Source organism: Komagataeibacter rhaeticus, assembly GCF_003207855.1.
Classification (GTDB): Bacteria; Pseudomonadota; Alphaproteobacteria; order Acetobacterales; family Acetobacteraceae; genus Komagataeibacter; species Komagataeibacter rhaeticus.
Genome location: NZ_NKTZ01000002.1, coordinates 173,863 through 196,513, shown reverse-complemented (window position 1 = coordinate 196,513; position 22,651 = coordinate 173,863). Strand labels below are relative to the sequence as shown.

At 65.2% G+C, this 22,651-nt stretch carries 18 protein-coding genes; 9 read left to right on the top strand and 9 right to left on the bottom strand.

Translation table 11 applies throughout. From position 1 onward, the window contains the following. Positions 1 to 62: 62 nt before the first annotated feature. Positions 63 to 3,317, bottom strand: coding sequence for a carbamoyl-phosphate synthase large subunit (gene carB / locus CFR78_RS03095; RefSeq protein ID WP_007399683.1), 3,255 nt, complete (start codon positions 3,315 to 3,317; stop codon positions 63 to 65). A 13-nt stretch (positions 3,318 to 3,330) separates the two neighbouring features. Next, positions 3,331 to 4,728 carry a glutamine-hydrolyzing carbamoyl-phosphate synthase small subunit gene (gene carA, locus CFR78_RS03090; RefSeq protein ID WP_034933105.1) on the bottom strand — a complete coding sequence of 466 codons (1,398 nt, stop codon included), beginning with the start codon at positions 4,726 to 4,728 and terminating at the stop codon, positions 3,331 to 3,333. A 153-nt stretch (positions 4,729 to 4,881) separates the two neighbouring features. Between carA and CFR78_RS03085 the strand changes: the two genes are divergently transcribed. From CFR78_RS03085 to CFR78_RS03045, 9 genes are all read left to right on the top strand, one after another. After that, positions 4,882 to 5,340 carry a GatB/YqeY domain-containing protein gene (locus CFR78_RS03085; protein ID WP_034933102.1) on the top strand — a complete coding sequence of 153 codons (459 nt, stop codon included), beginning with the start codon at positions 4,882 to 4,884 and terminating at the stop codon, positions 5,338 to 5,340. A 17-nt stretch (positions 5,341 to 5,357) separates the two neighbouring features. Beyond that, a complete protein-coding gene (dnaG, locus tag CFR78_RS03080; protein ID WP_007399686.1) occupies positions 5,358 to 7,154 on the top strand; it encodes a DNA primase in 1,797 nt (598 codons plus the stop codon). Between the two features lie 220 nt (positions 7,155 to 7,374). After that, positions 7,375 to 9,354, top strand: coding sequence for an RNA polymerase sigma factor RpoD (gene rpoD / locus CFR78_RS03075; RefSeq protein ID WP_007399688.1), 1,980 nt, complete (start codon positions 7,375 to 7,377; stop codon positions 9,352 to 9,354). A 16-nt stretch (positions 9,355 to 9,370) separates the two neighbouring features. Next, a complete protein-coding gene (locus CFR78_RS03070) occupies positions 9,371 to 9,943 on the top strand; it encodes a GNAT family N-acetyltransferase (RefSeq protein ID WP_181417479.1) in 573 nt (190 codons plus the stop codon). 99 nt (positions 9,944 to 10,042) lie between these two features. After that, entirely contained in the window at positions 10,043 to 10,591 is a 549-nt protein-coding gene (locus tag CFR78_RS03065; protein ID WP_110580980.1) for a hypothetical protein, read from the top strand. A gap of 159 nt (positions 10,592 to 10,750) precedes the next feature. Further along, complete coding sequence (gene rpsF, locus CFR78_RS03060; RefSeq protein ID WP_007399692.1) at positions 10,751 to 11,236, top strand: 30S ribosomal protein S6; 486 nt, start codon at positions 10,751 to 10,753, stop codon at positions 11,234 to 11,236. Between the two features lie 6 nt (positions 11,237 to 11,242). Next, positions 11,243 to 11,518 (top strand): 30S ribosomal protein S18, encoded by a 276-nt coding sequence (rpsR, locus tag CFR78_RS03055; RefSeq protein WP_007399693.1) that lies wholly within the window; start codon positions 11,243 to 11,245, stop codon positions 11,516 to 11,518. Between the two features lie 13 nt (positions 11,519 to 11,531). Then, positions 11,532 to 12,128, top strand: a complete 597-nt coding sequence (gene rplI / locus CFR78_RS03050; protein ID WP_007399694.1) for a 50S ribosomal protein L9 — start codon at positions 11,532 to 11,534, stop codon at positions 12,126 to 12,128. A 136-nt stretch (positions 12,129 to 12,264) separates the two neighbouring features. Beyond that, positions 12,265 to 13,539, top strand: coding sequence for an SAM-dependent methyltransferase (locus CFR78_RS03045; protein WP_007399695.1), 1,275 nt, complete (start codon positions 12,265 to 12,267; stop codon positions 13,537 to 13,539). Here the strand turns inward: CFR78_RS03045 and rsmA are convergent. From rsmA to CFR78_RS03010, 7 genes are all read right to left on the bottom strand, one after another. Beyond that, positions 13,515 to 14,360 carry a 16S rRNA (adenine(1518)-N(6)/adenine(1519)-N(6))-dimethyltransferase RsmA gene (gene rsmA / locus CFR78_RS03040; protein ID WP_034933095.1) on the bottom strand — a complete coding sequence of 282 codons (846 nt, stop codon included), beginning with the start codon at positions 14,358 to 14,360 and terminating at the stop codon, positions 13,515 to 13,517. The two genes, CFR78_RS03045 and rsmA, sit on opposite strands and share 25 nt — an antisense overlap. Positions 14,361 to 14,367: 7 nt before the next feature. Then, positions 14,368 to 15,735, bottom strand: coding sequence for a peptidylprolyl isomerase (locus CFR78_RS03035; RefSeq protein ID WP_408884601.1), 1,368 nt, complete (start codon positions 15,733 to 15,735; stop codon positions 14,368 to 14,370). A 25-nt stretch (positions 15,736 to 15,760) separates the two neighbouring features. Next, positions 15,761 to 18,163 carry an LPS-assembly protein LptD gene (locus CFR78_RS03030; RefSeq protein ID WP_034933092.1) on the bottom strand — a complete coding sequence of 801 codons (2,403 nt, stop codon included), beginning with the start codon at positions 18,161 to 18,163 and terminating at the stop codon, positions 15,761 to 15,763. Beyond that, entirely contained in the window at positions 18,163 to 19,278 is a 1,116-nt protein-coding gene (gene lptG / locus CFR78_RS03025; protein ID WP_007399699.1) for an LPS export ABC transporter permease LptG, read from the bottom strand. The genes CFR78_RS03030 and lptG overlap by 1 nt, the downstream gene beginning before the upstream one ends. Continuing rightward, positions 19,275 to 20,441: an LPS export ABC transporter permease LptF gene (gene lptF / locus CFR78_RS03020; protein WP_034933090.1), complete on the bottom strand. Its 1,167-nt coding sequence runs from the start codon at positions 20,439 to 20,441 to the stop codon at positions 19,275 to 19,277. Before lptF ends, lptG begins: the two co-directional genes overlap by 4 nt. Positions 20,442 to 20,541: 100 nt before the next feature. Beyond that, the gene (locus CFR78_RS03015) at positions 20,542 to 21,996 is read right to left on the bottom strand and encodes an FAD-binding oxidoreductase (protein WP_034933088.1); all 1,455 of its coding nucleotides are present in this window, start codon (positions 21,994 to 21,996) and stop codon (positions 20,542 to 20,544) included. Continuing rightward, positions 21,993 to 22,613, bottom strand: a complete 621-nt coding sequence (locus CFR78_RS03010) for a hypothetical protein (protein ID WP_007399702.1) — start codon at positions 22,611 to 22,613, stop codon at positions 21,993 to 21,995. Before CFR78_RS03010 ends, CFR78_RS03015 begins: the two co-directional genes overlap by 4 nt. Positions 22,614 to 22,651: the final 38 nt, after the last annotated feature.

Sequence of the window (22,651 nt, the reverse complement as noted above, 5' to 3'; positions counted from 1 at the left end):
ACGACGCGGGCGGCCTGCCAGCCTTGGGACCAGCAGAGGACCACCCGCGTTGTGCGATACGCTCAGAATGATCCCTTAAAATAGGATTGAAGCGGCGCGACTTCAAGAACCCCCTCGCGCATGGCCGAAATGGCATGGGTTGCGGCCCGCGCACCGGCGATTGTGGTGTAGTGCGGAATGCCGTGCGTCAGCGCCGAACGGCGGATGTCAAAGCTGTCGCTGACCGCCTGCGCACCCTGGGCCGTGTTGATGACCATCTGGATCTCACCCGAGCGGATGGCATCGACACAGTTCGGGCGGCCTTCCAGCACCTTGTTGACCACATTCACGTTCACGCCCGCTTCCCGCAGGCATTTTGCCGTGCCGCGGGTGGCCATGATGGTAAAGCCCATTTCCGCCAGCAGGCGGCCGATCGACTTGACGGCAGCCTTGTCACTGTCACGCACGGACAGGAACACCGTGCCCGAGCGCGGCAGCTTCACACCCGCCGCAAGCTGCGATTTGGCGAATGCGCGCTCGAACGAGGCATCAAGCCCCATCACCTCACCCGTGGAGCGCATTTCCGGGCCAAGGATCGTGTCCACATCGGGGAAGCGGTTGAAGGGGAACACCGCTTCCTTCACCGCCACATGCGGGGCGACGGCGCGGTCATCAAGCCGGAATTCACCCAGCTTCGCCCCCGCCATGACCCGTGCGCCAATCTTGGCGACCGGAACCCCCGTGGCCTTGGCCACGAACGGCACGGTGCGCGAGGCACGCGGGTTGACCTCCAGCACGAAAATGTCGTGGCCCTTGATCGCGTACTGCACGTTCATCAATCCCACGATGCCAAGCTCGCGCGCCATGGCCTCCGTCTGGGCCTTGAGTTCGGTCACGATGGCGGGCGAGAGCGTGTAGGGCGGCAGCGAACACGCGCTGTCCCCCGAATGGATGCCCGCCTCCTCGATATGTTCCATCACGCCGGCCACATACACCTCGTTGCCATCGGCGATGCAGTCCACATCCGCCTCGATCGCATCGTTCAGGTAATGGTCGATCAGCACCGGGCCGTTTGCCACTTCCGCGCCGGCAAGTTGCAACGCCACGCGCATGTAGCGCTGCAGGCTGGCGCGGTCATGCACGATTTCCATCGCGCGCCCCCCCAGCACGTAGGAGGGGCGGACCACCACGGGGTAGCCGATCTTCTCGGCCACCGCCTCGGCCTCGGCCGGGTTGCGGGCGATGCCGTTGGCGGGCTGGCGCAGGCCAAGCCTGTGCAGCATGGCCTGGAAGCGCTCGCGGTCCTCGGCGCGGTCGATTGCATCGGCCGGCGTGCCCAGCAGCGGGATGCCCGCCGCTTCCAGCGCGCGTGACAGCTTGAGCGGGGTCTGCCCGCCATACTGCACGATGCAGCCCAGAACGGTGCCCTTTGCCTGCTCGCGCCGGATCAGGGCAATCACGTCTTCCGCCGTCAGCGGCTCGAAATACAGGCGGTCGGACGTGTCATAGTCGGTCGAGACGGTCTCGGGGTTGCAGTTGACCATGATCGTCTCGAAACCGGCCTCACGCAATGCATAGGCGGCATGGACGCAGCAGTAGTCGAACTCGATCCCCTGGCCAATGCGGTTCGGGCCACCACCAAGGATGACGATCTTCCTGCGGTCGGTCGGGCGGCTTTCACATTCCGGCACCCCGTATCCGCCTTCATAGGACGAATACATGTACGGCGTGGGGGAGGCGAACTCACCGGCACAGGTGTCGATGCGCTTGTAAACCGGCAGTACGCCCCGGCTTTCGCGCAGCTTCGCCACTTCGCCCTCCTGCGTGCCGGACAGGCGGGCCAGCTGGATGTCGGAAAAGCCCATGGCCTTCAGCGCGCGCAGGCTGTCGGCGTCCTCCGGCAGGCCGTCGCGCACCACCGCGTGCTCGGCGGCCACGATCTTGGCAAGTTCGCGCAGGAACCACGGCTCGAAGCGGCAGGCGTCGTGGATGTCCTCCACACTCAGCCCGGCGCGCAGGGCCTGTGCTGCCATCAGGATGCGTTCGGGACGCGGCTGGGACAGGGCGGCGCGGAAGGCATCCGGCCCGCCATCGCCCGGCGCTTCCACCGGGTCCAGCCCCGCCAGCCCGATTTCCATCGAGCGCAGGCCCTTCTGCAGCGCCTCGGGGAAGGAACGGCCAATGGCCATCGCCTCGCCCACCGATTTCATGCTGGTGGACAGCAGGGCCGGCGTGCCGGGGAACTTCTCGAACGTGAAGCGCGGGATCTTGACCACCACGTAGTCGATCGTGGGTTCGAACGACGCAGGCGTGCTGCCGGTAATGTCGTTGGTCAGTTCATCCAGCGTATAGCCCACGGCCAGCTTGGCCGCGACCTTGGCAATCGGGAAGCCCGTGGCCTTGGACGCAAGGGCGGAGGAACGCGACACGCGCGGGTTCATCTCGATCACCACAACGCGGCCATCGACGGGGTTGATGCCGAACTGTACGTTCGACCCGCCCGTTTCCACCCCGATCCTGCGCAGGCAGGCCAGCGACATGTCACGCAGGCGCTGGTATTCCTTGTCCGTAAGCGTCAGCGCGGGGGCCACGGTAATCGAGTCGCCGGTATGGACGCCCATCGGGTCGATGTTCTCGATGGAGCAGATGATGATGCAGTTATCCGCCGTGTCGCGCACGACCTCCATCTCGTACTCTTTCCAGCCCAGCACGGATTCCTCGATCAGGACTTCCGTGGTGGGGGAGGCATCAAGCCCGGAGGAGACGATGCGGTCGAATTCTTCCCTGTTGTAGGCAATGCCGCCGCCCGAGCCACCCATGGTGAATGACGGGCGGATCACGGCGGGCAGGCCCACGGTTTCCAGCGCGCGCCGTGCTTCCTCCAGCGTGTGGGCGATCAGGCTGCGCGGGCTTTCGATGCCGATTTCATCCATCGCCTCGCGGAATTTCTGCCGGTCTTCCGCCCGGTCGATCACTTCGGCATTCGCGCCGATCAGTTCGACGTTGTGCTTTTTCAGGAAGCCCGACCTGTCCAGCGCCATGGCCGTGTTCAGCGCGGTCTGGCCGCCCATGGTGGGCAGGATGGCATCGGGCTTTTCACGCGCGATGATGCGCTCGACGAATTCCGGGGTGATGGGTTCGATATAGGTCGCATCCGCCAGCCCCGGATCGGTCATGATCGTGGCGGGGTTGGAGTTGACCAGAATGACGCGATAGCCCTCTTCCTTCAGGGCCTTGCACGCCTGTGCGCCGGAATAGTCGAATTCGCACGCCTGACCGATCACGATCGGGCCGGCGCCGATAATCAGGATGGAGCGTATGTCTGTCCGTTTTGGCATGTCGGGTCGGCTTTCACGCAGTCTTGGTTGTGGTGTCGATCAGGTCGACAAAACGGCGGAACAGGTAATGGCTGTCCGATGGGCCGGGGCTGGCCTCGGGGTGGTACTGCACCGAGAATGCCGGGTAGCGGCTGGTGGCAATGCCTTCGTTCGATCCGTCAAACAGGCTGGTATGGGTGGCGTGCACGTCTTCGGGCAGGGATTTGTCATCGACGGCAAAGCCGTGGTTCTGGCTGGTGATTTCCACCTTGCCCGTCGCCAGGTCCTTGACCGGCTGGTTGGCCCCGCGGTGGCCGCGCGCCAGCTTGTAGGTTTTCGCCCCCAGCGCCAGTGCAAGAAGCTGGTGGCCCAGGCAGATGCCGAACAGCGGCTTGCCCGCTTCCAGCACGCCCCTGATGGCCGGCACGGCATACCGTGCCGTTGCCGCCGGGTCGCCCGGCCCGTTGGACAGGAACACGCCGGCGGGGGCGAGGGCCAGGATTTCTTCCGCCGTGGCGGTGGCGGGCACGACGGTCACGTCACATCCGGCCGACGCCAGGCAGCGCAGGATGTTGCGCTTGGCCCCGTAATCGACCGCAACCACCTTCCGGCGCTTTTCAGGCAGGGGGGCCGTGCCGTGTGGCCACTGCCATACGCCTTCGGCCCATGTATATGGCCTGGCGCAGGTGACTTCACCTGCAAGGTCCATGCCCTCCAGCCCCGGCCAGGCGCGGGCGCGGGCCTGCAGGGCGGCAATGTCGAACTGGCCATCGGCGGGATAGGCGATGACGGCCGTCTGCGGCCCGCCTTCGCGGATGCGCCGGGTGATGGCGCGGGTGTCGATGCCGCATATGCCGGGCACGCCCTGTGCCTTCAGCCAGGCATCCAGCGACCGGGTCGAACGCCAGTTGGCGGGAGCGGTCAGGTCTTCCTTGACCACCAGCCCCCGCGCACTGACCCGAGTGGCCTCGTCATCCTCCGGCGTGGTGCCGGTATTGCCGATATGGGGGAAAGTGAAGGTAATGATCTGCCCCGCGAAGGACGGGTCGGTCAGTGTTTCCTGGTACCCGGTCATGCCGGTGGAAAAGCAGATCTCGCCCAGCGCGTGCTCCGTGCCGTGCGCGCCGAATCCGCGTCCCCACAGGATGGTGCCATCAGCCAGGATCAGGGCGGCGGTGGCGGCTTGGGGCCTGCTGGCCGGTGCGCTCGGGTTTGGCGTGCTCATCTTGGGCTCCGGTCGGTCGGATTCTGTATCGGGTTGCAGGTCGGACAGTGACAGGCCGGTGGCCCGCAGCACGGTTGTCCAGTGCTTGGGTGGTATGGCGCGGGCCTGCCGCCATTTGCGAATGGCCTCGGTGCTGACGCCCGTCAGGCGGGCGGCCTGCTCGGCGCCGCCAAGGCGTTCGATAATACTTTCTATCGTCATCGGCATTGGATGATGTCCCTTCCGGGAGTATTGCCTAACAGTGTCTCTGGTAATTGGGAAGAAAATTCCCACATACCCCCGCATCGAGACAGTGGGAAAATTATTCCCGGCACCATGCAGGGCATCCCGCCCTCCCGCCGGGCAGAGGAGTTGACAGTCATGTCCTTGCGCGCACGTTTCATGGATGACCTGAAAACCGCCATGAAGGCAGGCCAGAGCGAGAAGGTTGGCACCATCCGCATGATCACCGCAAAGCTGAAGGATGTCGATATTGCCGGTCGCGCCAGGGGGGAGGACCAGGTCAGCGATGAAGCCGTGATTTCCATGCTGCGTGGCATGATCAAGTCGCGCACGGAATCGGCCGCCATGTACACCCAGGGTGGCCGCCCGGAACTGGCACAGAAGGAAGAGGCCGAGATCGCCATCATCCGCGACTACCTGCCGCCCGATCTGGATGATGCCACCATCGAGGCCGCGGTGCGCGAAGCCATCGAACGTACGGATGCCACTTCCATGAAGGACATGGGCAAGGTCATGGCGGCGCTGAAGGAACAGTTTGGCGCGGCCCTTGACCCCGCACGCGCTTCCGCCGTGGTGCGCGCGCGCCTGTCCGCCTGAACGGGGCATTCACACCGATGGCGCTCGACCCTGCCTTTCTTGATGAACTTCGTGCCCGCACGCCCATCGCCCCCGTGATCGGGCGGCGGACGAAGCTGGTCCGTTCGGGAAAGAACTGGAAGGGCTGCTGCCCCTTCCATGGGGAAAAGACGCCATCGTTCTATGTCTATGACGATCATTACCACTGCTTCGGCTGCCAGGCGCATGGCGATGTCATCACCTTCGTCATGGAAAGCGAGGGCCGCACCTTCATTGAGGCGGTGGAGGAACTGGCCACCGCCGCCGGCATGGAGGTGCCAAAGCCCGACCGCGCCCAGCGTGCCCGCGCCGAGGAAGCCCGCACGCTGGGCGAGGTGCTGGAGGCGGTGCAGGCATCATGGCAGCGCAGGCTGTACCAGCCCGAGGGGCGTGAGGGGTTGGCCTACCTGCGTGGCCGTGGCCTGACGGACGAGACCATCGCCGCCTTCGGCCTGGGCTGGTCGGGGGAGGGACGGGGCGGGCTTGTGGCCGAAATGGCGGAGCACGACATCACCCCCGCCATGCTGCTTGAGGCAGGCGTGATGCGCGCGGATGAGGACGGCACGCCCCGGCGTGAACTGTTCTACAACCGCGTGACCTTCCCCATCCGCGACCGGCGCGGGCGGCTGGTCTCCTTTGGCGGGCGCATCCTGGGCGATGGGCAGCCCAAATACCTCAACGGGCCGGAAACCCCCATCTTCTCCAAGCGCCGGGTGCTGTTCGGCCTCGATCGCGCGCGTGAGGGCGTGCGGGGCACGGGCGCCGGGGCGGAACTGCTGGTGGTGGAGGGCTACATGGACGTGATCGCCCTGCATCAGGCGGGCTTCCATGGCGCGGTCGCCCCCCTTGGCACGGCGCTGACCGCCGAACAGCTTGAAGCCCTGTGGCAGGTCGGCCCCGCCCCCGTCCTGTGCTTCGATGGGGATGCGGCCGGCCAGCGCGCGGCGGTCAAGGCGGCGCAGACCGCGCTGCCGCTGCTCAATGTGGAGCGCACGCTGCGCTTCTGTGTCCTGCCCGAAGGCGAGGACCCCGACAGCCTTGTCCGCCGTGATGGCTCCGCCGCCATGGCGGCGCTGGTTGAAGGTGCCCGCCCGATGGGGCAGGTCCTGTTCGGGCTGCTGAGCGAGGGCGTGCGCAACCCCGGACCCGAACAGCGTGCCGCCCTGCGCCGCAGGCTGGTGGAAGTGGCCGCCCTGATCCCGGACAAGGCACTGGCGGCGGAATACCGTTCCACCCTGCTGGACAGTTTTTTCGAGACCTTCCGCCGTGGGGGCGGGAAGGGGGCGGCGCGTCCCGCCATTGCCACCGCCCCCGTGGCGATGGTGGATGCGGACCTGCAGCGCCAGTGCATCCTGACCGCCATCATTCTGGAACAGCCGGTTGTCATGGGTGAAGTGCAGGATGCCTACTGCCGTCTTGAACTGCCCGCCGATATCGCGGCCCTGCGTGAGGAACTGCTTGACCTGTATGACGCGCAGGGCGCGCTGCCCCCGGCGGAGGACCTGGCGGCCAGCCTGTCGGCCACGGGGCTGGATGACGTGTGCCAGCGTGTGCGCGCCGTGCGCGGGCGGCGCGGGCGGGGACGGGACGAGGATGATCTTTTCGGTACCGATCCGCGCCGGGAGTGGTGGCATTTCTACGCGCTGCTCAATGTAGGGCGCTTTGCCGCCGAGATCCGCGGCGATACCGAACGCATGTGCGCGGGCGAACTGGATGAGGCGGCATGGCTCAGCCTGCGCACCCGCCTGCTGGCCCTCGATGCCCTGCGGCGGGGCGGCGAGGATGTGGACGAATAAGGGGAAAATTTGGCCGCGCGCATCAAATCATCGCATGGCCGCCCTTGACTTCGGGCATGTTATCGACCACCTGCACCAGACAAATGCATATGAAAGCGGTATGATTGGCCGTATCCTGTCCCGCCGCCTGCGGGGGCGGATGTAAGGGGACGGGCCACTGTGCGCGGGCAGGCTTGTGTTCACGCGCGTAAACGATTTGCTGGGTAGGGATTGATCGGGCATGGCGACAAAGACAGCCACGGGTACGGACACGGCTTCGGGGGATCAGGATAACGATACAACCCTGCTGGACACCCGGTCCGGCGCCGTCAAGAAACTGATCGCCCGCGGCAAGGAACGCGGTTACATCACGTTCGATGAACTCAATGCCGTCCTTCCGCAGGACCAGATGTCCTCGGAACAGATCGAGGACGTGATGGCCGCCCTGTCGGAAATGGGCATGCAGGTTGTCGAGAACGAGGATAACGACGACACCGAGGCCGCGGCCACCGCCGACACCAAGGGTGACGACACCGCCGAGGAAGAGAGCGAGAGCGAGGAACCGGCGGCGGGCAACGTCGATACCGAAAGCCTTGGCCGCACCGATGACCCGGTGCGCATGTACCTGCGTGAGATGGGTTCGGTCGAACTCCTGTCGCGTGAGGGCGAGATCGCGATCGCCAAGCGGATCGAGGCTGGCCGTGACGAGATGATCGGCGGCCTGTGTGAAAGCCCGCTGACTTTCCGCGCCATCATTTCGTGGCATGAACGGCTCAAGGCCGGTGAGATGCTGCTGCGCGACATCGTGGACCTGGAGGCCATGCAGTCCGGCGGCAATGACCCCGCCGAGGCGGTGGAAGGCGAGGATGCCTTTGCCGAAAATGACGGCAACGAGGCCGAGGAAGCCGAGGAAACCGAAGGCGAGGGCGAGGGGGAAGGCGAGGGGGCCGGCCTGTCGCTTTCAGCGCTTGAGGAAAAGCTGAAGCCCGAGATCCTGGAGCAGTTCAAGGAAGTCGAGGCGCTGTACGAGGCGCTGCACCGCGTGCAGGCCGAGCGGCTGGAAAAATTCACCGCCGGCAGCGACATCTCGGCCGAGGAGGAAAGCCGCTACGAGCAGCTGCGTCTGGAACTGGTGGGCAAGGTCCAGCAGGTCCATCTGCACAATGCGCGTATCGAGGTGCTGGTCGAGCACCTGAAGGAAATCTTCCAGCGCCTGAACGGGTTGGAAGGCCGCATGCTGCGCCTGGCCGAGAGCACGCGCGTCTCGCGCGATGACTTCCTGCTCAAATACCGTGGGCGCGAACTGGACCCCGGCTGGATGGACATGGCGGCGGCCCTGCCGGGCAAGTCATGGAAGAACTTCATCGCCAAGCATGGCGAGACCGTGATCCGCCTGCGCAACCAGGTGGCCGACCTCACACAGGAAACCGGCCTGCCGGTGGGTGAGTTCCGGCGCGTTTACGCCACCGTCTCCCGCGGGGAGCGGGATTCGGCGCGCGCCAAGAAGGAGATGATCGAGGCCAACCTGCGCCTCGTGATCTCGATTGCCAAGAAATACACCAATCGCGGCCTGCAGTTCCTTGACCTGATCCAGGAAGGCAATATCGGCCTGATGAAGGCGGTGGACAAATTCGAATACCGCCGTGGCTACAAGTTCTCCACCTACGCCACATGGTGGATACGCCAGGCCATCACGCGTTCGATCGCGGATCAGGCGCGGACCATCCGTATCCCGGTCCACATGATCGAGACGATCAACAAGCTGGTCCGTACCTCGCGCCAGATGCTGCATGAGATCGGGCGTGAGCCGGCCCCCGAGGAACTGGCCGAAAAGCTGGGCATGCCGCTGGAAAAGGTGCGCAAGGTGCTCAAGATCGCCAAGGAGCCGATCTCGCTCGAAACCCCGATCGGGGACGAGGAAGACAGCCATCTTGGCGACTTCATCGAGGACAAGGCTGCCGTCATCCCGCTTGATGCCGCGATCCAGACCAACCTGCGCGAGGCCACGACGCGGGTGCTCTCCTCGCTCACCCCGCGTGAGGAACGTGTGCTGCGCATGCGCTTTGGCATCGGCATGAATACCGATCACACGCTGGAGGAAGTGGGCCAGCAGTTCAACGTGACCCGTGAGCGTATCCGCCAGATCGAGGCCAAGGCCCTGCGCAAGCTCAAGCATCCCAGCCGGAGCCGCAAGCTGCGCTCGTTCCTTGATGATAACTGAAATACCCTGTGCCGCCATGACGGAGGAATCCGGTGGCGGCACGCGCATCGGGGTGGATGTGACGTTCCTGTGCATGGACCGTCCGCCCCCCGGTGCCCCGCTTGCCCTGCCGGAGGGATACAGTATCCGGCGTGTCTGCCGCCCCGGCGTGGCCTGGTACCGGGGCCTGTATGATGCCGTGGGCCATGACTACTGCTGGTGGCTGCGCCGCGTCATGCCCGACCACCAGCTTGCCACCCTGCTGTCCAGCCCCGGCATTGGCGTGCATGTGCTCTATGATGGCGATGCACCCGCTGGGTTTTGTGAACTCGACAGCCGCTACGGCCCGGATGTGAACATTGCCTATTTCGGGCTGCTGCCCGCATGGGTCGGGCGCGGGGTGGGGCGGGCCTTCCTTGACCAGATGGTGGCCACCACATGGCGGCTGCGGCCGGCGGTGGTGCGGGTGAATACCTGCACGGCCGACCACCCGCGCGCGCTGCCCAATTACCTGCGCGCGGGCTTCCGCAAGGTCCGTACCATCCACGAAATATGGACCATTCCCGACACGCTTGCCCTGCCTTTGCCCGAACGGCTGCGGGTGGACTGAAAGGCGCGCGAAACCCTACACAAAAATGTCATCTTCGATATTGTTATAACAATAAGCCCGCCCCATTTCCCTTTGTATATGCCGAAGGGAGAGAAGGGCATGGATTTCGATATATCTTACTACAAGTTTCATGGTGTCGTGCGCGCTGACCTGCTCGCGGACCTTGGCCTGCGTGATACGGGTGTGGCGGACCCGACGGGTGCGGCACCGTACGCCATTGCGGACCTGCCCAATGGCTGGTTCGTCATCCGCACCCAGAATGATACGGGGCTGGTCAAGCGTTATGACCGCAGGTCACTGAGCCGGCAGGGCAGGCTGGTGACCTGTGATGTGGCCGCGGTGGACCCGGTAAACCGGGTCAGGAGTTACGAACAGGGCGAGGAACGCTGGGTCGTGACGCATGATGGCCGCAATAACGACCGGCTGGACCTGAACGTGTGTGGCGATGTGCCCGACGAACTGCTTCCGCTGCGCAGGAAGGCTTTTGACGCCGCCATACATGAACTGAAGGACCCGCGCAGTCCGGACAGCATGCTTGATGTGCCGCTGGAACTGATCAAGGCGGTGACGGGGTTCCGCCATGACCGGCCGCAGGATATCCAGCCCGTGCCCGTCTTTACATGGCTGGAGCCGGTCGAGACCGCCTGATCGCCACTTTTTCCTTGTCTGTGGGGCGCGTTTGTGTTTCAACGCGCACCTTCCCTGCCGGGTGCGTGGCATCGTCCCCGGCTATACCCGTGCCTTGAGGGGCAACATGGTGGACCGTGTCCGCCATGACGGGGTTGAAGTGATCCGAAGGGAGTACCCATGCCGTTGTATGAAACCGTGCTGATTGCACGTAATGACGTGTCGCAGCAGCAGGTTGAAGCCATTGCTGATGGCATCGCCACCTATCTGGAAGCCGAATCCGGTTCCGTCAAGAAGCGCGAATACTGGGGCCTGCGCACGCTGGCCTACCGCATCAAGAAGAACCGCAAGGGGCACTACATGCTCCTGGGCCTGGATGCGTCTTCCGCCGCGATCAAGGAAATCGAGCGTCAGCTGAGCTTGAACGAAGATGTCCTGCGCGTGCTGACCCTGCGCGTGGACGAGATTGACGAGGCACCGTCCGTCATCCTGTCGCGCAAGGGTGATGAGCGCGAGCGTGGCTTCCGTGGACCCAAGCCCGCGGGCCGGTTCGAAAGCGGCCGTGGCACGCGTCGCAACTTTGATGACCGCGAAGAGTTCCGCGCCCGTAACGAGCGTGAAGAACAGCAGCGCGCCAACGCCACAGCCGGCGCCGAAGCGGAGTAAGAGCTGATGTCCGAATCTACCGAGATCAATCCCGCCGCCCGCCGCGTTGCGGTTGGCGCGCGCCGTCCGTTCTACCGTCGTCGCAAGTCCTGCCCGTTCTCCGGCCCCAACGCGCCGAAGATCGACTACAAGGACGTGCGCCTGCTGAGCCGCTTCCTGTCCGAGCGTGGCAAGATCGTCCCCAGCCGTATCACGGCAGTATCCGCCAAGAAGCAGCGCGAACTGGCCCAGGCCATCAAGCGTGCCCGTTTCCTGGCCCTGCTGCCCTACATTGTAAGCTGAGGGAGGCAGAACCATGTCCGCAGTAGAACTCATCCTGCTCCAGCGCGTCGAGAAGCTGGGCCAGATGGGCGAGATCGTGAGCGTGAAGCCGGGCTATGCCCGTAACTTCCTGCTGCCGCAGGGCAAGGCGATCCGCGCCAATGCGCATAACCGTGAGCGTTTCGAGCGCGAGCGCGTGCAGCTTGAGGCCCAGAACCTCAAGAACCGCGAGGAGGCCGAGCGCCTGTCCGAGCGTATGCACGGCCTGTCCGTCATCCTGATCCGTCAGGCTGGCGACAGCGGCAGCCTGTATGGCTCCGTCACCACCCGTGACATCGCGGAAGCGGCAACCCAGGCTGGCCTGGGCATCACCCGCAACCAGGTGATCCTGCCCGAGCCGATCAAGCAGCTTGGCCTGTATGAAGTCAGCGTTGCCCTGCACCCGGAAGTGTCCATGCAGGTGACCGTGAACGTTGCCCGTTCCGAAGAAGAAGCGGAACGTCAGGCACGCGGTGAGGAAATCGGCGTCGAACAGGACGAAGAGCCCACACTGGCCGAACTGGCTGACGAAGGTACCCCCGAAGGCGAGGTTTCGGAAGAAACCGCCGTCGAGGAAACCCCGGCTGTCTGATTGACCCCTGCCCGCCGCCCTGTTGGGTGGCGGGCAGGGTTGCAAGGGCCCGGAAGAGGAAACTCTTCCGGGCCTTTGCCGTTTGTGGCCACGGTATGTTCCGCCTGTTCCATAAAACAGGGTGGGGAGGGAACCGATGGCACCTGTACTGCTGGACCGGGCATTCGCGCGCTTCATTACCGCAGGGCGGCTGGAAATCCATTATCCCGATGGGGACAGGCGTGTCCATGTGGGGCGGGACGGGCCACAGGCCGCCATGCGGATTGCAGATGGTGCAACGGTACGGGCCCTGCTGCTCAACCCCGCCCTGAAGGTGGGGGAGGCATATATGGCCGGCACGCTGCAGCCGGTGGGCTGCACGCTGTATGACCTGCTGCATGTGCTCATGCTCAATGTCATGGCCAGCGCGCCCGCGGGTGAGCGGGTGCTTGCCCCTCTGCGCCACATGGGCCGCAGGTGGCTCCATTATAATACCCGGCGCCGCGCGCGGCGTAACGTGGCCCATCATTACGATCTGGACAGCAGGTTGTACCGGCATTTCCTGGATGAGGACATGCAGTATTCCTGTGGATATTTTCCCACTGGAACGGAAACCCTGGCCCAGGCGCAGGCGGCCAAGAAGCATCACCTTGCCGCCAAGCTGCATCTGGTGCGTCCGGGCCTGGGCGTGCTGGACGTGGGCTGTGGCTGGGGGGGCATGGCGCTTACGCTGGCGCGTGACTACGGCGCGGTCGTGACCGGCATTACCCTGTCACACGAACAGCTTCTGGTTGCGCGCAGGCGGGCGCGTGAGGCCGGGCTGGAGCATCGCGTGCGCTTTGAACTGATGGATTACCGTGCGGTGGCGCCCCGGCAGTATGACCGGATCATTTCCATCGGCATGTTCGAGCATGTGGGTGTCGCGCATTATCCCACCTTCTTTGCCGCCATGCGCGAAGCGCTCCGGCCGGACGGGGTGATGGTGCTGCATTCCATAGGGCGTGTGGAGGGGCCGGGCGTGACCAATCCATGGATCGCGCGTCACATTTTTCCCGGTGGCTATTCCCCCGCCGTGAGCGAGGCGGTGGCCGCCGTGGAAAAGGCAGGGCTGTGGCTGACGGATTGCGAGATATGGCGCCTGCATTACGCCCGCACCATCGCCCACTGGCGCAGCCGCTTCGCCAGCCAGCGCGTGCCGGTCGCACGGCTGTATGGGGAGCGGTTCTGCCGCATGTTCGAATTCTATCTTGTCGTCTCCGAACTGGCCTTCCGGGTGCAGGGGCACCTGAACTTCCAGCTCCAGCTTACGCGCGATATCGGGGCGGTACCGCTGGCGCGGGACTACATGCTGGGCCGGCATGCGCCCGCGGCGCCGTCCGCCATGGCCGGGCCATGGGAAAGCCCGCGTTATGCCGCCGCCCTGCGCATATGAAGGCGCGCCAGGCGGTCGAATTCGGCTATGTCAAGTGTCTCGGCCCGCCTGCTGCCGTCAATGCCGGCCTCGGCCAGCAGGCTCTCGCCCCCCAAAGGCTTGAGCGCGCCGCGCAGCATCTTGCGCCGCTGGCCAAAGGCCGCCGCCGTAACCTGTTCCATTGCGCGGAACAGGGCGGCGTCAGGCTGGTGCGCGTGCGGGATCAGGCCCACGACGGCGGAATGGACCTTGGGTGGCGGAGAGAACGCGCCGGGCGGGATATGCATGAGGACGCCGCACCGGCACGTCCATTGCGCCAGCACGCCCAGCCTGCCGTAATGGGCCGAGCCGGGAGCGGCACAGATGCGTTCGGCCACTTCCTGCTGGAACATCAGCGTAAGCCGGGTCCACGCCGCCGCCTGCCGCAGCCAGCCCACCAGCAGCGGGGTGCCGACATTGTAGGGCAGGTTGGCGATCACCTGCCGGGGGGCGGGGCACAGCGTTGTCAGGTCAAGGCGCATGGCGTCGGCCTCGATCACCTCCAGCCGCCCGCCCGCGCGGGAAGCCAGTTCCGTGATGATGGCCACGGCGCGGGTATCCACCTCCACCGCGACCACGCGCCCTGCTTCACTGTCCAGCAGCGCGCGGGTCAGGCCGCCGGGGCCGGGGCCGACCTCCACCACGTTCTGCCCGGCCAGGTCACCGGCCAGCCCGGCTATGCGCGCGGTAATGCCGGGATCAAGCAGGAAGTGCTGGCCCAGCGCCTTGCGCGCGTCCAGCCCGTGGCGGGCAATGGTCTCGCGTAGCGGTTCAGGGCCCGGTGGCGGGGTGGGAATGGTCATGCCCCGCTCAGGTCTTGGAACGCATGTCGATGATCGCCCGCCGCTGCAGGTCACGGTTGAGCTGGCGTGATGTCTGCTCCACCCGTTCGTTCAGCAGGTGGTCGGCAATCTGGCTGGGGGTCTGGACGGCAATGTTGCGTTCTTCGCGTGAGCAAACCATCAGCACAAGGATACCGTCGATCGAGACCAGCGGCTTGCTGGCCTTGTTCACCGGCAGGGGTTCCAGAATTTCGCGCATCTGGGGGTTGAGGTGGTTGAGCATGAGCTCACCGGGGTCGGTGGGGTGTTTCTCACCCAGTTTCTTGTTCTGTGCCTCTACCTGGTCACAGCTCCTGGCCTCGCCGGAAAAGGCATTGGCCGCATCCAGCGTCGCCTTCTGCTGGTCTGTCGCGTTTTCCGGGTCAAGCGGCGCGTCAAAGGGGAAGAAGGCCTGCCGGATGGACAGGATGGTCGCCATCTGGTGGCCCACCGTGCGCCGTTCGGCAATGGTGGCAATGACATAGCCGCCCGCCACGCGGATGGGGTTGGAAATGGCGCCATCGGGCATCTTGCGCGCCACGTCCACCACCTGCGGGTCCAGCCCGTCTTCCTGCATCCAGCCCATCATGCCGCCATCCAGCGCGCTCTGCCCCTGCGAGAACTGGGCCGCCACAACCGGGAAGGGCGCGCCCTGGCGCAGTTCCTGAATGATGGTTTCGGTAAATTTCAGTTCGTTTTCGGTGTGGCGCGGGTCTTCAACGGGTACGAATATCTCGCTGATCATGTATTCCGGCTTGCCGTCCTCGCGCTTCAGCGCCTCGGTGCGCTGTTCGATATCGGCGGCGGTAATGCGGCCGCGTTCCCCCGTTTCCTGTCGCAGCACCTGCGTCCAGCCAAGCTGTACGCGGATCTGGTCGATCAGGGTGGTCAGTGACACGCCATCCTCCGCCAGCTTGTTGCGCAGGGCGTTCTGCGGCATGCCGTTGCGCTGCTCGATGCCGGCAATGGCGTCTGCAATCTGCTGGATGGGCACGTTGATGTGGCGGTCCAGCATTTCCTGCATGCGCAGTTTCTCGTCAATCAGCTGGCGCACGATCTGCGGGCGCAGGCGCTGCATCACGTCATCACTGACATCAAGGCCGGAGGACAGCGCAAAAAGCCGTCCGCGCGTATCCACGTCGCGCTTGGTCAGGACGGCGCCATTGACGGTGGCGATGATGGCATCCTGATCTTCGGCGGCCTGGGCCTGCTGTGCAATGGCGTGGGCGCTGCGGGCACAGGCCCCGTGCACGGGGCCAAGCATGGCCGCACAGGCCAGCAGCCCCGCCGCCAGCGTGCGGCCGGCGTGCGGGGCGGGAAGGGAAGCAGCGCCACGCATGGCGGGGAAGATGGACATCCGGCTCAGTCTTTCGCGCATCAGGTCAGCCATTTATACCAAATGTACCGATGGTTTTGAACGTAAGGGAGAACATTACGGTCGAATTGCTCTGTTGGCCACCAATCGTGGTGTACTGCTTGAGATACATCACATCCAGCCCGAAACAGTCATTCTGGTACCCGGCATCGCCCCCCACGGCCACGCTTTCCTTGCGCGACAGGCTGCGGCGCAGATAGGCGGCGATATGCCAGTTGTCCCAGTTGGAGGCCGCGCCCACCGTCAGTTCGCTTACCGGCCGGTAATAGATGTCGGGTGCGATGGAGGTATAGGAGCGCTGGGCATAATAGTAATAGGGCGTTACCGGCTCGAACAGGTAGCCACCCGTTACCCGGAAATGGCTGAATCCCGCGCTGCCCAGCGCATCGGCAAAGTCCACCTTGCCGCCGTAGGGGTCGAGCCGCATCTTGCCGTCGAAGTCAAAGAACTGGTTGGGCACCATGTGCGTGCCCATCACCACGTCCGACAGATGGTGGTTCAGCCCCGAATAGGGGATGCGGTTGTGGTCGATATGCTCCTGGAAGCTCTCGCCAATCAGGACATCGATCTGGTGGCCGTTCCATGTCCAGTTGTTGTGCAGCCCCACATTGGCGCGCAGGCCGCCATCAAGCCGGTCGGTGCCCGCGTAGCGGTTGAGCGCGAACAGCGTGGAATCCGTGAACTCGTAGGTCAGGCTGTCTTCATTGGGAATGTTGCGCGATGTGCTGTTGCCGGTATTGGGGGCGGCAAGGAACTGCACGATCGGTTCCAGCACCTGGGTGCCGGTATTGTGGTTGAAGCTGCGCAGGAACGGCCAGTTCATCTTCAGCCCGACCGTGGGCAGGACCTGCCCTTCCACCTGGGCGGTTGTGGCGCGGGCATAGTTGGGCTGCTGGTTCAGCTCGGTCGCGCGGTGGATGGCGGATTCCACATGCAGGGTCAGGTTCCAGATCTGTCCCAGCGAATTGTGGAACGGCCGGTCCCAGTTGAGGGAGAGCTGGCCGCGCTGGTCGGAGGTGCCGTTTTCACGATAGACATAGAAATCCGTCGTATCGAGGCTGAACCGCCCCCCCCATGCATCGGGCTGGCCAAAATAGCTGTAGGTGTAGCGCGGCAGCACCCAGGGCAGGTCCTGGTTGTGGATGATGCCCTGGTTCATGCCCTCGTAGCCTTCGGCATCAAGGCGGGAATAGGACCCCGTGCCAAAGCCTTCCAGATAGACGTTGGAATTGAGCGTATCCTGCCCGTAGCCGCTGACGCGGTAGTCACGCATGTAGTTGGGCGAACTGGCCCAGCGTATGTTCGCCCCCGCCCGCCATGTCTTGTTGATGGAGATCTGGCCGTTGGCGAAGATGTAGCCCTGCAGGCCATGCGTGTCGGATGTATTGACGTCCTGGCCAAAGGTATTGACGTAATCGGGGTCGCGATGGGTATCGTACGCAATGCCACCCACAAGGTTCAGCCGGGCGTTGGAGAAGTAGCGCCGGTAGTTGGCGGTCAGTTCCGGCCCGGTGCGGGTGGAGAACAGGCCCTGCAGCGTGACATCGGACTGGCGGTCGATCACCCAGTAATAGGGAATGGTGACATACGTGCCCAGATACCGGTCATGCGGCGTGAAGCCCGGTGTCAGGAAGCCGCTCTGCCGCCGCACCGAAGGGTCGGTCATGGAGAAGGCCGGCAGGTAGAAGACCGGCACGCCAAAGAAATCCACGAACGCATCACGGAATTCCAGCCGCTTGTGCTGCATGTCATGCGTGGCGTCGAAGGCGCGGATCTGCCAGAACGGCGCGCGCTCGGGGTGCTTGGCGCAGATCTCGCACGCCGTATAGACCACGCGGGTCAGGTCACTGATCTTGCTGCCCGTGCGCCGCATGCCATTGGCGGCCATGCGGGCGTTGTCGGCCATCTGGGCATACAGGCGCGTCATGATGCCATCGCGCATGCCGTTGCTCAGTTCGGCATAGTCGGTAAACAGCACCGTGCCGTCCGGCTCCACCATCGCCACGTTGCCGCGCGCGGAGGCGATGCCGGTATTGCGGTCATAAACGATCTTGTCGGCCCGCATGATCTGGTCGTTCTGCCAGACCTGCACGTTGCCGGTCCATGTGGCGATGCCGTTGCGGCTGTCATAGGCCACATGGTCGGCCTGGAAGGTCATGGGGTCGGTATTGGAGACGGTACCCGAAAAACTGGCCGGGGCCTGTGGCTGGCTTTTGGGGGCCTGGATGGGCATGCGGCGCCGGGGCGCGCCTTCCGCATCGGCATGGGCCGTTGATGTCCAGCCGCCCAGCCCGCCAATCATGCCCGCCAGCATGGTCGCGCCAAGCAGCATCCCGCGCGGAAGCCGCCGCAGGACGGCAGTGGGCCGCGAAGGATGCGGCGCGCGCGGGAAGGGGACGGAGCGGTACATTAACCGTCCTCTAGATGAAGAAGCAGCGTGACTGCAAGACAAAGCCCGGCCCCGGTGGGTGCCCATGCGGCAAGAACGGGGGGCAGGGTGCCCGTTTCGCCAAACTGCGCCGCGATCTTGGACAGGGCAAACAGCGCGAAACCGGCCGCAACACCGGAACTGATCATGCGGATCACGCCCCCCCGGCGCGCGGGCCGCATGGAAAACCCCGCCGCCACCAGCGCCATGGTACCCGACAGGACGGGCAGTGTCAGCAGGCTCTGGAAATGCAGGCGGTGGCGGATGGTGGAAAAGCCCGAACGGTTGAGCTGGCGGATGAACCCCGGCAGCGCCCAGACCGACAGCGTATCGGGGGAGGCGAAGCTTTCCTCCACCCCCGCCAGCGTCAGGTCGGCATGCAGGGTGAAGCGCCCCATGTCCGATGGCATCTCGTCGGGGCGCAGCATGCGCGCGCCCTCCAGTATCCACCGGCCCCCGCCCAGATAGCCGCTCTGCGCCTCGATGCGGGTCAGCAGCCCGTCATCGGGGCCAAGGCGGAAGATGGTGATGCCGCCAATATGCAGCACGCCCCCGTTCAGCCTGACCTGGCGGGCATGAATGATGTCCACCCCATGGTCAACCAGCCCGTTGTCCCCCTGGCGCAGCCACAGGGTGCCCCCGCTCAGGTTGAGGGACTTGCCGTTGTTGTCCCGCAGGTACTGGCGGTCCAGTGCCTCCGCCCGGCGGTACATGACGGAGGACAGCGGCGAGACGCAGGTCGTGGCCATGGCCCCGATCAGCACGGCGCAGATGACCGGCCCCGCCAGGAACTGCCATGCCGAGATGCCGGCCGCCCGCGCCACCACCAGTTCCGATGACCGCGCCAGCCGCCAGAAACACAGGATACCGCCCAGCAGCACGCCAAAGGGCAGGATTTCAAGGCAGGCGAAGGGAATGTGCAGGAACGCGATCTGGCTGACCAGCGATGTCGGCACGTTGGGCCGGGTCGAGACCCGGCGCAGCAGGTCGATGAAGTCGAACATGGTGATCAGCCCGGTCAGGAAGGCGATCACGGCCAGTGTGGCCCCGGTGAACTGCCGGGCGATGTAGAGCGACAGGGTCAGGGCAAAATTCATGACCGGACGCCGCCCGCCAGCCTGCGGCCTTCGCGATCGGCACGCAGTTCGGGCCAGAACAGCATGATGGCGCACACGATGCCCGGCCCGACCGTGCACAGCCACATGAGCGGCATGAGCTGGAGATTGCGCGAGGCCAGGTTCTGCACCAGCAGCGTCAGCGCCTGCACCGCCACCACCGCCAGTATGGCCAGGACCGGGCGCACGATGCTGGCCTGGCGCGAATGGCTGCCCCCCATGGCCCCCACCAGCCCGATCATGGCGAACGAGAAGGCGCAGAACGGCGTGCTGAGCCGCCGCCATGCCTCGATGAACATCTTGCTTTCATCACGGCGGGAATACTGGTGCAGGTCCGGGTGGAGCAGCTGTGCGATCGAGAGTTCATTGGCATCCGGCAGGCGGGTATGGGCGGTGTGCGGGCTGGACAGGTCGATGGTGTTGCGGGTGAAGGTCAGCACGTTGAGCCGCCCGGTATGGCTGTCGATTTCCTGACGGGAACCATTGAACAGCACGACACGCGGCTGGTCATTGATAATGACCAGATTGCCCTCTTCGGCCAGGATGGTGGCCTCGGCGCCGGGGGTACGGTCATCTTCCACCATGATGCCATGGAGCGTGCCGTCCTTGTCGCGGGCACGGATATAGACCGTCATGTTGTCCGAAACCTGCGTGAAGACCCCGTCCTGTATCAGGAAGGCGGCCATGCGGTTGCGGATCTGGAATTCGTACTGCCGGAAGGCGTGGTAGGAAACCGGCACGATCCATACATTGAGCACAAGGCACACAAGGGTTGCGATGGCGGCGCACATGAGCCCGGGCCGCGCCATCAGGGCGGGTGACAGGCCCGCCGCCTGCATCACCGTCAGTTCCCGGTCGCCGCCAAGGCGCTGGTAGATGAACTGCACCACCACGAACGTGGTGATGGGCAGGATGACCGCGACAAAGGACGGGATCAGCAGGCCGGTCAGTTCCAGGAACACGCGCAGCGAAAGCCCGCGCCCCACCACCAGCGATACGAAATGCAGCGACTGCGTCAGCCAGATGAGTGTGACCAGCGCGCCCGTGGTCGCCACCAGCGCCAGCAGCAGCTGGCGCAGCATGTAGCCATCCAGAATCGACAGGCGTGGCGCAAGGCGGTCGGGAGCGGGGCGGACGACAGGCATGACCCTGTCTAGCCCTGTTCCCGCCGGGGCAAAAGGGGTGAACCCCCTGGGCACGGCGCGGGGGAACAGTCTGTTACGTGCGGCCCGGCCGGGTGGGGTGTCATGCGCCCTGCGTGGCGGGGGGCAGCACCTTGCCGGGGTTCATGATGTTGTGCGGGTCCAGCGCGGCCTTGATGTGGCGCATGGCCGCCAGTTCCGCGCCACCGCGCCACTGTGGCATCATGTAGGGCTTGAGCTGGCCCACCCCGTGTTCGGCGGAGAAGGAACCGTCCAGTTCCTTCACGATGGCGGCCACCGTGTCCATGATGTCATGGCTGCGCGCCAGGAAGTCCTCGGGGGCCATCCCTTCGGGCTGGACCAGGTTGAAGTGGATGTTGCCATCGCCCATGTGGCCGAAGGGGGCGGCGCGGATGCCCGGTACCAGCGCGGCGCAGGCCGCCGTTGCGCGGTCGATCAGTGCGGGCACATGGGTTACGGGCACCGAGACGTCGTTCTTGACACTCGCACCCGCCTGGCGCTGGGCCTCGGCATGTTCCTCGCGCAGTTTCCACAGGGCCGCGCGCTGGCCCTCGCTCTCGGCAATCACGGCGTCGGTTATGATGCCGTCCTCCAGTGCCTCGCCCAGAATTTCCTCGGCATATTCACGCAGGTCCGCATCCGGGCGCGGGGTGGCCAGTTCCACCAGCACATAGGCCGGCGCACGTTCGCCCAGCGGCAGCGTGGCGCCGGGGATGAGGCTGGTCACAAGGTCCATGCCCGTGCCGGACATGTACTCGAATGCCTGCACCAGTGCCGGGTCACGCCCGCGCAGCAGGCCCAGCAGCCGGAGTGCGGCACCGGCGTCATCCACGGCGCACAGAACGGCCTCGATGGCGCGGGGCCGGGGGTGGAGCTGCAGGATGGCGGTGGTGATGAAGCCCAGCGTCCCTTCGGACCCGATCAGCAGCTGGCGCAGGGCGTAGCCCGTATTGTCCTTGCGCAGGCGGCGCAGGCCGTGGAACACCGCGCCATCGGGCATCACCGCTTCCAGCCCCAGCACCAGTTCGCGCGCGTTGCCGTAGCGCAGGGTGTTGTTGCCCCCTGCGTTGGTGGCCAGCACGCCACCAATCTGGGCCGAGCCTTCGGACGAGATGGAAAGCGGCAGCATGAACCCCGCCTCCCGTGCCGCGTCCTGTGCCGCCTTCAGCGTTACCCCGGCCTCGACTTCCATGGTCAGGTCATGGGGGTCGATATGGCGCACGCGGTTCATGCGCGACAGGCAGACCACAACCTCATGCCCGCTGTCATCGGGCGTGGCGCCGCCCACCATGCTGGTATTGCCACCCTGCGGCACCATGGGAACGCCATGGGCTGCGCACAGGCGCACGATCCCGGCCAGTTCGCGCGTGCTGGCCGGGCGCAGTACGGCCAGTGCCCGGCCATGGTACAGGTCACGCCAGTCGGTGCAGTAGGCGGCGGTGTCGCTCTCCCCCGTCAGTACCCCCACCGGGCCGAGCATGTCCGTGAAACGGCTGATCAGATCAGCCGGTGTCAGTGTGGTGGTGGCCTGGCTCATGACGGCATGCTTCCTGAATGAAGGGGGGCGGCAGGTGGCAGCAGCCACGCCTGCCCGGTACGGTGGATGACCGGGGGATAGGCCGCGCTGGCCTGCGCCGGGGCGGACGGGGCCAGCAGGTGCCATGCCCCGCTGAGCACGACCCCCGTAATCAGGCCCACGGCGGCGGCCACCAGCAGGCCCGCGCGGCGCGGCGCGGGGCGCGACTGCACGACCGACAGGGCGGCCTGTGTCTCGGCGCGGGCCTGGCGCGTCTGGTTCAGTTCCAGACGCAGGGCATCGTTGTCGCTGCGGATATCGCGCAGTTCAAGGTCAAGCTTGCGGATGCTGGCCGCCAGCTGGGCGATGCGGGCGTGCGATTCCTGAATTTCCTTTGCCGCCGCGGCACTGGCCTTGGTGGTGCGTGGCGCGCGGGGTTTTGGCGGCGGTTTCTGTGGCGGGTTGGGGGCAATGGCGGCGAACAGGTTTTTCAGCGCGCCCCCCGTCACGCCATTCTTTTTTGCCCGCGAGCGGATGGTGGCCAGCGCGCTTTCGGACTGGCCGGCATGCTCCTCCAGCACGAGTGCAAGGATATCCGAAAGGATCTTCAGTTCCTTGGGGTCGATTGTATCGCTCATTTCAGGGCTACCGGGGTCGGGTCATGTCGTTGATACCA